The following is a 14,044-nucleotide window of genomic DNA, read 5'->3' on the forward strand; positions in this document are numbered from 1 at the left end:
ATTAGCAATTTGTTTGGCACCCTTGAGCACTCACCAAAACCCCGCACAGAATAATCTACCAAGGAGCCTCATCAGACGTCGTCCGTCGTCAGCGCTTTTGATTCGCTAAACACTTATAAATAACAAGCGCAATCAACAAGCCTACAACGATCGCGGCCAAATCGATGATGATCTGAGCCCACTGGAATCGAAGGTGTGCCCAGACACAAGGGCTATCCGCCCCTACCAATTGCGACCAAGTGATGCCCTCGCTTTGTTTCCAACCACAAGCGCGCAGGGCTGGCTCCCAAAAAAACTCACATCCCCAGGATACTGAGAGGCAGCCAAGCGTTGGAACAACCCAAATAATCATGTTCGGGTATTTTGCACTGCGCTTAGGACTTCTCATCCAAAACACCATTGAAACAGATACGACTACAGCTATCAGAGCAGACACCACAAAAAAGTAGGGAAAAACACCCAGATCAACGACCTTAGCCAGCACGAGCATAAAACCCAGCACAATGGGAATGATAAAAAAATGGAATTTCAACATCCCCTTAAAGGTCATCGAGTAAAGATAGGACCAACCAAACAACATACAACCAATGAACCCAAAAAAGTGAACAGCTTCTCTCCCGCCCACAAACCAGTTTCGCCCCTCAATACCAAATAGCTGAAAAAAATATTGATCCTTGAACGGCGGATACCCGCTGAGCACGTGCATTAAAATAATGAGACCCAGCGCTGTTACTGCAACACTCAGCAGTGCAATAGATGTTTTAGTTGGAGCGAATACTAAACCCATGCAAATCCCTTGAAAATCAATTGACAACTACCGAATACAACTCTCGCTTAATCCAGACTTTGCTAGATCAACTAATCGAAATAAGACTCCAACACTTCGGGGTAGTTAACGCCCAACACGAAGACCGACTCAAGTTTAGCCACAGCATTGATCTCCCCCGCCAAATAATTGGCCGCGAGGTACAGCCGCCGTGTCCGACCAGGCAAAGCACCATACGCCTGTTCACATTGCGCCACAAACACCTCGACGTTGGCTAAAAAATTTTCACTGTAACCAGGCACCCGCACTACTTTGTAATGATTTTGTTGCTCACCCTCTGCCAAACACTCAAATTCATGCGCCGCATTATTTCGTAAATCCCTTAATAAATCCAAGCGCGCACAACAAGCGACGGTCAACAAATCATTATCACGACAGTGTACTATTTTTTGAGAAAAAGACATTTTTTCAGCAGACTTGCCACTTCCAGCCACGACACATTCCAACATCGCGTCAATATAGGTGGCGATTCCAATAGCAATACCTCGTTGCCGAAATTCGGACACGTCAATAAAATGAGGCTCGTGTTCACTTGACGTCCCACCCCGCTCCCCGACAGACGTCGCACGAACGCGATAGGCATGCGGCATTACCTCAAGCGCAGTGTGTAGCTGATGACATTTAATGCTGATCGCGATAGGTAAGCTCTTGCTCCTCATGCCAAATGACAGATTAACCGGCCCGCTGAGGAAGACCTGTTTGAATAGTTGCACAGGGATATCAAACGTCACATAGCCCGCGTCCAGCCGATAATCCGCAACCACCGATATGCCAAAATTAGATAGCGCCTCAACGAGGCCTTTCAACTCCTCGTTGCTTATAGTTATTTCAGAAAGTTTCTGCATAGACCAATCAACATCAATACTGACAGCAGTAACGGTAGCGCCGCGCTGAAAATCAACAAACTCATTGAGACTATTATTACCTGACACTCTTTTCCTCCCCCATTCAAGAACCCACAGGATCTATACTTTTCGACCCCACACTTCCCTACTGGCAATTCACACACGTCGGCACAAACAATTGTCGAGCGAGTTTCGTGACTGGACTATAACCTTCATTATTACTATAGACATCCAGCATGGCTTCCCTGCCTTGACCAAGCGTATACACCTGATTGTCATCCATCTTTATCTGGTACTTCGCAGACAGCAACACAACCGCAGCAGGGTTGCCAATCACCCCCCAACTTATCAGCTGTTGTAGACTATCAATATCGTTGCGGCGAATTTTTCCAAGTCTTTCAAGGCCCTGCTCACTCGCTGCTATTTGTTTAAGTTTCCCTTGCTTCATCACGTCGCAGGCACTCACGCTGCTATCATCTTCAAACGTACAGGGTGGTGTTTTCTTCTGTAAGTCAATCAGCTGATGATACGTAGAGATGGCTGACTCGATGTCAGTGGCGATACGCGAATAGCTGGCCTGCAATACATCATTAGAAGCGCTTGGCCGTAACTGGCACTTATAGGTTACGACTTGCCTTCCGCCAGCATCGACACTTTCACTCCATTCATAGGATGAACACCTCTCCCGATGTTCAAGCGCCGCGCCAAGCGTGCGAGAGGGGTCAAGGTCCTTGATGACCTGATTTTTAACAATGCCGATATTTTGACTTTCACCGCCACAGGCGACCAACAGAAAAGGCAGTAGCAATAAGACTTTTTTCACGTTCACATCCCTGTTACACACTTCCAACAATCGATAAACAAAAGCGCTCTACAACGTTACGTTTCCGTGCTCGGCTGTTGCACAATCGGCGAATAGCCCTTGAACTTTATAACCCGCTTTGTGACTCGCCGGCCTTCACCCGCCAGGCCGAGGGTGACGGCTTCTGCCTCTGCCTTGAGCCCTGCGCTTGCCTTACCCGAGACGTCGTAAAACTCTTCAATCTCTACTTCTTCGGCACTGTCTATACGGCGAGATATAGCAAGCTCTTGCTCGACTTTCGCTTGTGCAAGCAGAGCTTTGGCTTTTATTTCAGCACGCAACGACTCTTCTTTGAGTGTATTGATTGGAACAGAATTGTCCGAGTCTGAAATATTCTCGACAATTTTCTTAATACCCAAGCTGATTAAATAACCGGTGGGATTTAATAAATTTGAGATCATTCTCACCTCTCGAGCGTATTAAAATGGAGAAACAAATCTTGAACGGCTTTGCCGGGCCAAATCATTAGAGGCAACAGGCGCTTAGGAGAAGGCTGCCACAAAGAATAGCCAAATGCCACCATTCAAAAAAGGATCAATTGGAACCATTTGGCTGCGACTGACACGTACGCCACCTTGGACATCAGCTCGATCCTAAAGAAAATGCAAATGAAGGCACTTGTCCTGCGCCTTCCGGCATCGCGCCTGGCTGTGGTCAATTTAGCGATGGAAAACACGGCCTGGGGGGCGTACAAGACGGAATTTTTGCCCATCTGTTATTCAAAGAGACTCGACGCCCCCGTTGACAGTCGCGCGCACACGCCAGCATGATCGAGCCATGAACTTTATTCAGCGACGCCTCACCCGCACCACCACCACGACCGCTTATGGCGGGTCGTGCGGTTGCTGTGGGTGCGTGAACTAGAGACACCCAGAAACAACCCAAGGCCCCGCCAGCAATGGACGGGGCCTTTTTATTGCTCCGCCCTCTGGCCACTGCAAGGAGCAAGACCATGGCAAACGCCCTGCTGATCATCGATATGCAAACCGGTTTATACGACGGGCCGGAAAAACCCTTCAAGCGCGAACGTGTGCTCGACACCATCAACCAGCTTATCCATCGCGCCCGCAGCGCCAACGCACCGATCTTCGTTGCCCGGCACACTGGCCCCGCGGGCTCGCCGATTGAAGCCGGCAGCCCACTCTGGCAGCTGTGGCACGGCCTGGAGGTCGAAGAAGCGCGCGACCACCTGTTCAATAAAACCCGCCCCAGCTGCTTCCTGGGGACTGATCTGGCGAATCAGTTGGCCGCCGCGCAGGTCAATGAACTGGTGATTGTCGGGATGAAAACCCAGTTCTGCATCGACACCACTTGCCGAGTAGCGGTGGAGCTTGGGTTTTCGGTGGTATTGCCGCAGGACGGCCATACTTGCATGGACACTCCGACGTTGTCGGCCGAGGCGATCATCGAGCATCACAACGCGACCCTGGCCGGGGCATTTGTGAAGCGGGTGACAGCGCAGACTATTGATTTCCAGTGATACCTATGCGGGATTTTTTTGTGACTGAACAAAACGTTCCGTCTTACAAATCCCGCATACTCATTCTCTCAAACCCTTCAGGAAGAGCCTTCCGATGTCCACCACTGTTCTGGTCCTGGTTGAAACCATCAACGAATACCTGCAAATCATTGAGAGCAACGACTTTCACGTGATTCTGGCGCCGACGCCGGCCGAGCGCGCCCAAGCGATCAAGGCCCATGGTGGGCAGATCAAGGCGGTGCTGACTCGTGGGCCGTTGGGCTTGTATGCCGAGGAAATCGCCGCGCTGCCGCTGCTGGAGATCATCTGCGTGATCGGCGCTGGCTACGAGCATGTGGACCTGCAGGCGGCGAGCAATCGCGGGATTGTTGTGACCAACGGCGCGGGTGTGAACGCACCGTCAGTGGCCGACCACGCCATGGCGTTGCTGCTGTCGCTGGTGCGCGGCATTCCGCAAACGGACGCGGCCGTACGGCGCAGCGAATGGCCGAAGGTGATGCGTCCTTCCCTGGGCGGTAAACACCTGGGCATTCTCGGCCTTGGCGCGGTGGGCATGGAGATCGCCAAGCGCGCCGCCCTCGGGTTCGGCATGGAGGTGAGTTACCACAACCGCCAGCCCCGCGATGACGTGGATTACACCTACTGCGCAACGGCCGTGGAGCTTGCGCGCACATCGGACTTCCTGATCCTGGCGACACCCGGTGGCGCAAGCACCCGTCACCTGATTGATCGCCACGCTCTGGACGCCCTGGGGCCGCACGGTTACCTGGTGAACATCGGGCGCGGCAGTGTGGTTGTGACCGCTGACCTGGTGACCGCCCTTGAGCAGCGGCGTATCGGCGGTGCCGCACTGGATGTGTTCGACGATGAGCCCAAAGTGCCCGACGCCCTCAAACACCTGAGCAATACCGTGCTCACCTCCCATGTGGCCGGCCTGTCGCCGGAAGCGGCCCATGACACCGTGCAGCGCGTGGCCGACAATCTGGTGGAATACTTCGCGGGCCGCCCCGTTCTGACGCCCGTTACCTTGCCGCCACGCAACTAGTAGCGATTAGCCAGCGCCTGCGCAAAACCTGACTACACTGTTTTCGGGGATGCTCAGGACGTCGGTGCATGACCGGCGAAGGAACGCACAATGTTTGGCCATGGACTCGGCCCGGCCCGCCAACGCGGGGTCATCGGCCTGGTGGGCGCTGTAACCCTCGGGATCGCGTTGTTGTTTCTGTTGCTGGTGATCGACAGCGGTCGCTTGTACCTGGAGAAGCGCAAGTTGCAGCGCGTCGCCGATACCGCGGCGCTGGAAGCGGTGAGCCGCGGCGGCACATGCGCGGCGCCCAATAACAATGCAGCGCAATTCGCAACGCAAAGCGCGGAACGCAACAACTTCAAGGTCGACGCCGATCGCACGCTGGCAATCGCCTGCGGCACCCTGGCCACCGGTGCCGACTTTATGCGCACCTTCAGCGCCGATCCCAACAAGGCCGACGCCATCCGGGTCATCGCCACCCATCGCGTCGCGACCAGCGTTGGCCACGCCATCCACTCATTATTCTCGGGACGAACCCTCAGCCAGACCTCTCTCTTGAGCGCCACGGCGGTCGCTGCCGCACCCTCGCCGCCCGTGGCGACCCTCACCGTTCGCAGTACCTTGTTGACGGTGGACAGCACCAAATCGGCGGCACTCAATGGCTTGATCGGCGGTTTGCTGGGCGGCAAATTGCAAATCGATGCGGTGGGTTGGAAAGGCTTGATCAACACGGACATCAGCTTGCTCAGCTACCTGGACGCGTTGGCTATCCGCCTGAATGTCAGCGCCGGCAACTACGACCAGTTGCTCAAGACCGACGCGACCGTCGGCCAGTTGATCCAGGCCGCCATCGATGTGCTCAAGCTGGGCGGTGATGCGGTCAAGGTGGTGATCAATAACCTCGAAGCAATCAAGCTGATTGCGCCAGGCACGCAGATCCTGCACCTGGGCGACCTGATCAATATACAAAACGGCACGGACAAGAGCGCCCTGGACGTCAACCTGCAACTGTTCAACCTGATTCAGGGCTTTGTGCAGCTATCCAACAAAGCCAGCGCGGTGGCCGTCGAGTTGCCGGTGGACGTACTGGGGCTGCTGAATATCACGGTCAAGACCCGTGTCATCGAACCCGCGCAGATTTCTGCAATTGGCAACCCGCAGTTGATCGACACCCAGCCGATTTTCGTCAGGACCGCGCAAGTCCGCACCTGGATTTCCCTGAAGTTGCCCGTCATCGACGTGCTCAATAAAGTGATCGGCCTGGTCACCGATGTGGTGGGTTTGCTGCTGGGCAGTTCACTCGACCCTGTGCCGGGCACGCAAATAGACATAGCCCTCGAGGCCGCCAGCGGCAGCAGTTACGTCACCGGCTACCGCTGCAACGGGCCCGCAGACAAATCACTGTCCGTGTCAGGCAGCACGTCTGCGGTGCGATTGATGGTGGGCCAGATAGATCCGAAAAACCTGTTTTCCTCCACCGAAACCCTGAAAGTCGACGATTTTCCGCTGCTCGACCTTGGCGTCAAAAAATGCAGTCAGGGCGTGTGCGAGCCTAGGCAGCCCTACGCAGTCGGCGGCCTCAGCCTGAGGGTCGACAGCAGCGTGGCCGAGACCACGCGCAACCATGTCTACGTGGCGCCTCCGGAGGTGAAGCAGCCACCGAGCTATTTCAGCTTCAGTGCCAATAACGTCATCGGCAGCTTGAGCAACACCCTCAACGGTATTCGGCTGACCAGCCATACACCGACGCTCGACGGGCTTCTAGGCTTAGTGCTCGGCCTGGTGGTCGGCATACTGACCGAGGTCCTGAACCTGCTCAGCGGTATCATCTCAAGCCTGCTCAGCCCATTGCTCGACCCACTGGTCAACAGCCTGCTCGCCGGCCTGGGCATCGACCTGGCAAAAGTCGAAATAGGTGCCAACCTGTCCTGCAACCCCGGTGGCCGGGCGATGCTGGTGATTTGAACACATCAAGCCCGCTGATCATCATCCAACACGCTAACCTATTAAGCCGCCCCGACCTTGTCGCTGGGCGGTGGTGCGCATTAGATTAGCCAATAGTCCAAGGCCTTTAGAATAAGCAGAAGGGATAAGCATGGCGCTTAACGACCAATCGACCCAGATTCGCCCAGGCGAAGAACTTGATGCCAGCCTGATCGATCCCTACCTCAAGGCCCACATTCCGGGCTTGAGCGGCACGGTCAAAATCAGCCAGTTCCCCGGCGGTGCGTCGAACCTGACTTACTTGCTTGAATACCCGGGCCAGGAATTCGTGCTGCGGCGCCCGCCGTTTGGCCACAAGGCCAAGTCCGCCCATGACATGGGCCGCGAATACCGCATTCTCAACCAGCTGAAAGACGGCTTTCCCTATTGCCCCAAAGCCTATGTGCATTGCACCGATGAGTCGGTGATCGGTGCCGAGTTCTATGTGATGGAACGGGTCAACGGCATTATTCTACGCTCCGACCTGCCGCCCGAGCTGGGCCTGGATGCGGCCAGGACCGAAGCCCTGTGCAAAAGCTTTATCGACAAGTTCGTCGAACTGCATCAGGTCGATTACACCGCCTGCGGCCTGGCCGACCTGGGCAAGCCTGAAGGCTACGTAGAGCGCCAGATTCGCGGCTGGAGCGACCGCTACGAAAAAGCCCTGACCCCCGATGCCCCACGCTGGGAAGCGGTGCGCGCATGGCTCAACGACAAGATGCCGGCCGACCACCCTACCTCCAGCATCGTGCACAACGACTACCGCTTCGACAATGTGATCCTCGACCCCAACAACCCGATGCAGATCATCGGCGTGCTGGACTGGGAGCTGACCACCTTGGGCGACCCGCTGATGGATTTGGGCAACACCCTCGCCTACTGGATCGAAGCCGCTGACCCGGCGCCCGTGCAACTGATGCGCCGCCAGCCGAGCAACGCCCCCGGCATGCTCACGCGCCGTCAGTTCGTCGATTACTACGCCGAGCGAGCCGGCATCCAGGTCGACAATTTCGATTTCTACTACACCTACGGCCTGTTCCGCCTGGCCGGTATCGTGCAGCAGATCTACTACCGCTTTTTCCACGGCCAAACCCAGGACAAACGCTTTGCGCAGTTCATCCATATGAACAAGCTGCTGGAGCAAATGAGCCTGAATGTCATCGGCAAATCCGCCCTCTGAAGGAAACCTTATGTCCAAGACTCACCTGTTCGACCTCGACGGCAAGATTGCTTTTGTTTCCGGCGCCAGCCGCGGTATCGGTGAAGCCATTGCCAAGCTCCTGGCCCAGCAAGGCGCCCATGTGATTGTCTCCAGCCGCAAGCTTGAAGGCTGCCAGCACGTGGCCGATGCGATCATCGCCGCAGGCGGCAAGGCCACCGCCGTGGCCTGCCATATCGGCGAAATGGAACAGATCACCCAGGTGTTCGCCGGCATCCGTGAACAGTTCGGGCGCCTGGATATCCTGGTCAACAACGCCGCGACCAACCCGCAATTCTGCAACGTGCTCGACACCGACCTCGGCGCCTTCCAGAAGACGGTTGACGTCAACATTCGCGGCTACTTCTTCATGTCCGTGGAAGCCGGCAAGCTGATGCGCGATAACGGCGGCGGCAGCATCATCAACGTGGCGTCGATCAACGGTATTTCCCCAGGTGTATTCCAGGGTATTTACTCGGTGACCAAGGCCGCCGTGATCAACATGACCAAGGTATTTGCCAAAGAGTGCGCGGCGTTCGGCATCCGTTGTAACGCCCTGCTGCCTGGCCTGACCGACACCAAGTTCGCTTCGGCGCTGGTGAAGAACGACGCGATCCTGAAAATGGCCCTGGCACAGATCCCACTCAAGCGCGTAGCCGATCCCAGCGAAATGGCCGGCGCGGTGTTGTTCCTGGCCAGCGATGCCTCCAGCTACACCACCGGTGTATCGCTGAATGTGGACGGTGGTTTCCTGTCCTGACCCGCCAGGCACAACCACATCCCTCTGAGAGCTGGCACGCCCGCGACAGCGGCGTGCCAGCCATTGGATTGACCGGCACAGCGCGATCATGCGCAAGCTTGAAGCCGATTGGTTCAGGGGCGCTTGAACTGTTGGCGTAGCGCTTCGATCCGCGGTCGGCAGGCACACCCTTCCAAGTGGTCATTGACCATGCCCATGGCCTGCATCAGCGCATACATCGTGGTCGGGCCGACAAAGGTCCAGCCGCGTTTCTTCAAGGCTTTCGACAAACGCACCGAAGCCGGTGATGTCGGGTTGCCTGTCCAGTAAGCCATGTCCACCACCCGCGGACGCTCATCATCCACAGGTTCAAATGCCCACAGCCAGCGCGCCAGCGAGCCGGTTTCATCCACCAGTTCACACGCTCTGCGCGCATTGTTGATGGTAGAAACGATCTTCGCGCGGTTGCGCACGATGCCCGGGTCATTCAGCAGCCGCGCGATGTCGGCCTCGGTGTATTGCGCCACGCGGCGAAAGTCAAAGCCCTCAAACGCGGCCCGAAACTGCTCGCGCTTGCGCAAAATGGTGATCCAGGCCATGCCCGCCTGAAAACCTTCCAGGCAGATCTTCTCGTACAGCTGGATATCGTCGGCTACCGGCACGCCCCATTCATCATCGTGGTAACGCGGGTACTCCGGCGCCGCCGTGCGCCAGGTGCAGTGAGTCAGCCCTGCTGCATTCGTGGTCAGTCCTGGTTTGTCCATCATCACCTCGCGTAACAAGCGGCGGATGATAAGCGAAAATTTTTCCGACCCGCCAACCGCTCAAGCATCGCAATCACCGACCAACTGGTCAGACCGGGACCAGTCAAGCACCGAATATTTACTTGTGGTTTCAAAAAAACCCGGCGTAGACTGGCCGCGCACTGGACTTACCGGTAAGACCACAACAATTAAGCCCTGGAACCACCAGGGCACCGAATAGAGATCCCTCCCATGCTCAGATGGTGCTCGCGTTCGATTTTCCTGCAAGTCGTGATTGGCCTGATGCTCGGCATCGTCTGCGGCCTGGCCCTTCCCGAATTCTCCTCGCAACTCAAACCCTTGGGTGACGGCTTTATCAAGCTGATCAAGATGCTGATTGGCCTGATCGTGTTTTGCGTGGTGGTCAGCGGTATTTCCGGGGCCGGCGACTTGAAAAAAGTCGGGCGTATCGGCCTCAAGTCGGTGATCTACTTTGAAGTGCTCACCACCGTCGCCCTGGTGATCGGCCTGATCATGGCCTTCAGCATCGGTATCGGCACCGGCGCCAATATCCACCTGGAGCAGTTGTCCTCCGCCGGTCTGAATGAACTGGCCGACAAGGGCCAGCATATCCGCGGCACCAGCCAGTTCCTGATGGAGCTGATTCCCAACTCGGTGATCGGCGCCTTCGCCGACAACAATGTGCTGCAAGTGCTGCTGTTCTCGGTGCTGTTCGGCAGCGCGCTGAACCTGGTGGGTGAAGCCGCTTCCGGCATCTCGCGGCTGATCAATGAACTGAGCCATGTCATCTTCCGCATCATGGGCATGATCGTACGCCTGGCGCCCATCGGCGTGTTCGGTGCCATCGCCTTCACCACCAGCACTTATGGCCTGGATTCGCTGCAACACCTGGGCAGCCTGGTGGGCTTGTTCTACCTGACCTGCTTTGCCTTTGTCGGGCTGGTGCTTGGCCTGGTGATGCGCCTGTCCGGCCTGCGCATGCTGCCGCTGCTCAAGTACCTGCGCGAAGAGCTGCTGATCGTGATGGGCACCGCGTCGTCCGACGCCGTGTTGCCACAGATCATGCGCAAACTTGAACACTTGGGCATCGGCAGCTCGACGGTCGGCCTGGTGATTCCAACCGGCTACTCGTTCAACCTCGACGGTTTCTCGATCTACCTGACCCTGGCCATCGTGTTTATCGCCAATGCCACCGGCACGCCGTTGTCGATGACCGACCTGCTGACCATTTTGCTGGTGTCGCTGATTACCTCCAAAGGCGCCCACGGGATTCCAGGCTCGGCGCTGGTGATTCTGGCGGCGACCCTCACGGCCATTCCGGCGATTCCGGTGGTGGGCCTGGTGCTGGTGCTGGCGGTGGACTGGTTCATGGGCATCGGCCGCGCGCTGACCAACCTGATCGGCAACTGTGTCGCCACCGTGGCCATTGCACGCTGGGAAAAAGACATCGATATCCAGCGCGCCAACAAGGTGCTGCACGGCGAGCAAGGCTATGCCTTTCAGGCCAAGAAGCCGGTGTTGCCGGCGCATCAGGAGTTCTGACCCATTCTATGAGCGAGACAGATCAACTGTGGGAGCGGGCTTGCTCGCGAAGGCGTTGGGTCAGCTAAATAATAGGCTGACTGACACTCCGTATTCGCGAGCAAGCCCGCTCCCACAGTTTGACCGTCGCCAGTTTGGCCATTGTATTTGCACTCTCAAGGAGACGTAGACGTGATCAGCACCTCAACCGTCGTCAACTCAGTCGTAGAAAAACTGCGCGCGGCCCTGGCCCGGGGCCAGTGGCGGCGTGGCGAAATGCTGCCCGGCCAGCGCGAACTGGCCGAGCAGATGGGCATCAGTCGCCCGAGCCTGCGTGAAGCCGTGATCGTGCTGGAAACCCTCGGCCTGGTGCGTTCGATGCCGGGCAAGGGCGTGGTGGTGCTGGAAACCAGCCTCAGCGAACCGCAATCGAGCGACGCCGTGGCGGACGCAAGCCTCGAAGACATCCTGCAACTTCGCTACACCCTCGAGCCCTTCATCGTCGGCCTGGTCGCTCAGTCCATCAGCAGCAAGGAAGTCGGCCAACTGCGCCTGACACTCATGGACATGCGCGAAGCTCTGGATGCCGGCGATGCCGAAGCGGGCATGAACGCCTACATTGGCTTCCACGAAGAACTGTTCGCCCTCACCTCCAACCCGATCTTCCAGAACGTGGTGCAACAGACCAGCAACGCCCTCAAGCAGAGCGCCCAGGTGTTGCGTAACTCACCCGAACACCTGGCGGAACGCCTGCAGGAAAACGAGGCCGTGGTGCGCGCGATCCGCAACAAGAACAGCGCCCTGGCGAGTGCCGAAATGCGTCGGCACATCCTCCAGGAAGGCCTGCGCATGGGCATTCGCTTGAACATCCCGGACGACCATCTGGGCAGCTGACTTTTTGGAGACAGGCCATGACCGCTCACGCGCTGCACCGCAAATCAGTCCTCACCGCCCTGCCCGCGATGCGCCTGGTGGCAGGTAAAAAGCCGTCGGTGGAAGACATCTACCCGCGCCTGTTCGACGCCATTTTGGAACAACGCATCGCACCCGCCAGCCGTTTTACCGAAGAAAGCCTGGGCGAAACCTTTGGTGTGAGCCGCAGCGTGATTCGCCGGGTACTGGCAAAGCTGTCGCATCAGCAAGTCATCATTCTGCGCCCCAACCAGCGCGCCCAAGTGGCCGCGCCGGATGCCCTGCAGACGCGACAGATTCTGGAAGCGCGACGCCTGACGGAAATCACCGTGGTGCAGTTGGCCTGTGTGCACGCCACACCGACCCAGGTTCGGCACCTGCATGAGCTGATCGCTCGTGAACGTGAGTGCATCGAGCGCGATCAACGCGGGCCGGCGATTCGCCTGTCCGGGGAATTCCACCTGCAACTGGCCGCGATGGCGCGGAATGCTCCGCTGGCGCAGTTTCTCAACAGCCTGGTACCGCTGACCTCGCTGATCATCGCCCAATATGAGGCGCACGCCTGCACGTACTGTGCGTGGCAGGAGCATGCAGCCATTGTCGACGCCGTCGAGCAACGGGATGTGAACAGCGCAGTCAGCCTGATGACCGAGCATCTGGACCACCTGGAAACCAAGCTACTGAGCCGCGCTGCATTTGCGAAAAACCCGACAGAACCGGTTATCGCTGACAGGCAAAATGCATTCATTCCTTAGCTCAAGTCTTACACGCGGATGAATACCTCTATGCGAGCCTTCACCTTTACGTTGTTCGCTGCCATTTTCGCGCTACCTCTTAATGCTCAAGCACAGGCAGGCGACGAGTCAGGTATCGGAACTGCCATCATCACCCCAGCGCACCCTGTGTGGTTACTTGAGCAACCCTACGCAGACAGCCCGATGCTCACCGCGCGTACTTTTGGTGTCAGCGCCTACGGCGGCTTTCACATCAAGGCCAGCCTGGAAATCAGCTGTCACCCGCAGAACCCGACGGCCAGCCTTGCGCTGCAGATCACCCCGCAATCACTGGGTTTCGACAGCGATCCGTTTGAAGGCAAAGATGCCAGCGCAAACGGCCCGTTGCGTATTACCACCGGAACACGCGCGAGCATCGAACGCCCGGTAAATGGCGTTTGGACTTACGCCGGGGCTTTCCAGATCGGTACGGTCTTTGCGCTCAGCACCTCTGTTGCGCCCGATGAATTAGCCTACTGGATCAGCGATGCTTCGCGAGGCCAAACGCTAAAACTTTCGCTAGCCCCTGCCACAGAAGGCGCAGAGCCGTTGACCGCAACGTTCGCTTTGCCGGAAAACAACAACGGGTTGAAAAAAATCATCCAGTCTTGCCAGGGTATTGCCAGCGCGACTGCGCGCTAGTTTTTGAGATCAAACACACTGTGAGAGCTACTTGCCTGCGATAACCGTCTCTCAGTGGAGAATGGGCTCCCACAAAAAAGCAGCGCTGTTTTTGCCCTGCTTCCGCTTCTACCACTCAGGTCGGCTACCAGGCCGCCGTGCTCTGCTTTTGATTTTGATCTGACAGGCCCTGTTAATCACATTTTGAACTCAGCACATCAGGCAGAGGGTATGCCGCTCTTCAGGCTGTACTCGGTCAATGTGGGAGCTGGCTTATCGGACCGCCGAACCGCTGCGATGGCATCAGTTGGGTATGCCTGATGGACCGAGGTGCCGGCATCGCAGGCAAGCCAGCTCCCACAGAAAAGCAGTTCTTGATCCGGACCTTGACCTGGCTTTTGCTTCAACCACTCAGGTCGGCTACCAGGCCGCCGTGCTCTGCTTTTGATCTGCTGTTGATCTTGATCTGACAGGCCCCGTTAACCACGATGGC

General features: G+C 57.1%; 14 protein-coding genes. 9 read left to right on the top strand and 5 right to left on the bottom strand.

All coding sequences use genetic code 11. From position 1 onward, the window contains the following. Positions 1–88: 88 nt before the first annotated feature. The 4 genes from ACLBW8_RS27395 to ACLBW8_RS27410 form a co-directional block, all read right to left on the bottom strand. The gene (locus ACLBW8_RS27395; RefSeq protein WP_447806790.1) at positions 89–787 is read right to left on the bottom strand and encodes a hypothetical protein; all 699 of its coding nucleotides are present in this window, start codon (positions 785–787) and stop codon (positions 89–91) included. Between the two features lie 71 nt (positions 788–858). After that, complete coding sequence (locus ACLBW8_RS27400) at positions 859–1,758, bottom strand: hypothetical protein (protein ID WP_447806791.1); 900 nt, start codon at positions 1,756–1,758, stop codon at positions 859–861. A gap of 58 nt (positions 1,759–1,816) precedes the next feature. Next, on the bottom strand, positions 1,817–2,494 hold the full coding sequence (locus ACLBW8_RS27405; protein ID WP_447806792.1) for a hypothetical protein: 678 nt from the start codon (positions 2,492–2,494) through the stop codon (positions 1,817–1,819). Between the two features lie 56 nt (positions 2,495–2,550). Next, positions 2,551–2,934 (bottom strand): hypothetical protein, encoded by a 384-nt coding sequence (locus ACLBW8_RS27410; RefSeq protein WP_447806793.1) that lies wholly within the window; start codon positions 2,932–2,934, stop codon positions 2,551–2,553. A gap of 551 nt (positions 2,935–3,485) precedes the next feature. On the opposite strand from ACLBW8_RS27410, the gene ACLBW8_RS27415 reads away from it, so the two are divergent. From ACLBW8_RS27415 to ACLBW8_RS27435, 5 genes are all read left to right on the top strand, one after another. Next, positions 3,486–4,013, top strand: a complete 528-nt coding sequence (locus ACLBW8_RS27415; RefSeq protein WP_447806794.1) for a cysteine hydrolase family protein — start codon at positions 3,486–3,488, stop codon at positions 4,011–4,013. A gap of 94 nt (positions 4,014–4,107) precedes the next feature. After that, entirely contained in the window at positions 4,108–5,058 is a 951-nt protein-coding gene (locus ACLBW8_RS27420; protein ID WP_064452684.1) for a 2-hydroxyacid dehydrogenase, read from the top strand. Between the two features lie 90 nt (positions 5,059–5,148). Further along, the gene (locus ACLBW8_RS27425) at positions 5,149–7,005 is read left to right on the top strand and encodes a pilus assembly protein TadG-related protein (protein WP_447806795.1); all 1,857 of its coding nucleotides are present in this window, start codon (positions 5,149–5,151) and stop codon (positions 7,003–7,005) included. 130 nt (positions 7,006–7,135) lie between these two features. Beyond that, a complete protein-coding gene (locus ACLBW8_RS27430) occupies positions 7,136–8,203 on the top strand; it encodes a phosphotransferase family protein (protein WP_447806796.1) in 1,068 nt (355 codons plus the stop codon). 10 nt (positions 8,204–8,213) lie between these two features. Then, complete coding sequence (locus ACLBW8_RS27435; RefSeq protein WP_128591280.1) at positions 8,214–8,981, top strand: SDR family oxidoreductase; 768 nt, start codon at positions 8,214–8,216, stop codon at positions 8,979–8,981. Positions 8,982–9,094: 113 nt separating this feature from the next. Here ACLBW8_RS27435 and ACLBW8_RS27440 read toward each other — a convergent pair whose 3' ends face one another. Next, positions 9,095–9,724 carry a DNA-3-methyladenine glycosylase I gene (locus ACLBW8_RS27440; protein WP_447806797.1) on the bottom strand — a complete coding sequence of 210 codons (630 nt, stop codon included), beginning with the start codon at positions 9,722–9,724 and terminating at the stop codon, positions 9,095–9,097. A 216-nt stretch (positions 9,725–9,940) separates the two neighbouring features. On the opposite strand from ACLBW8_RS27440, the gene ACLBW8_RS27445 reads away from it, so the two are divergent. The 4 genes from ACLBW8_RS27445 (at position 9,941) to ACLBW8_RS27460 (ending at position 13,572) form a co-directional block, all read left to right on the top strand. Next, complete coding sequence (locus tag ACLBW8_RS27445) at positions 9,941–11,266, top strand: C4-dicarboxylate transporter DctA (RefSeq protein ID WP_447806801.1); 1,326 nt, start codon at positions 9,941–9,943, stop codon at positions 11,264–11,266. A 171-nt stretch (positions 11,267–11,437) separates the two neighbouring features. Further along, positions 11,438–12,139, top strand: a complete 702-nt coding sequence (locus ACLBW8_RS27450) for a FadR/GntR family transcriptional regulator (protein ID WP_053255777.1) — start codon at positions 11,438–11,440, stop codon at positions 12,137–12,139. A gap of 17 nt (positions 12,140–12,156) precedes the next feature. Further along, complete coding sequence (locus tag ACLBW8_RS27455; RefSeq protein WP_237140850.1) at positions 12,157–12,912, top strand: GntR family transcriptional regulator; 756 nt, start codon at positions 12,157–12,159, stop codon at positions 12,910–12,912. An 18-nt stretch (positions 12,913–12,930) separates the two neighbouring features. Next, positions 12,931–13,572: a hypothetical protein gene (locus ACLBW8_RS27460; protein ID WP_447806798.1), complete on the top strand. Its 642-nt coding sequence runs from the start codon at positions 12,931–12,933 to the stop codon at positions 13,570–13,572. The last annotated feature ends 472 nt before the right edge of the window (positions 13,573–14,044 follow it).

The organism is Pseudomonas sp. M5A4_2d, assembly GCF_053345295.1.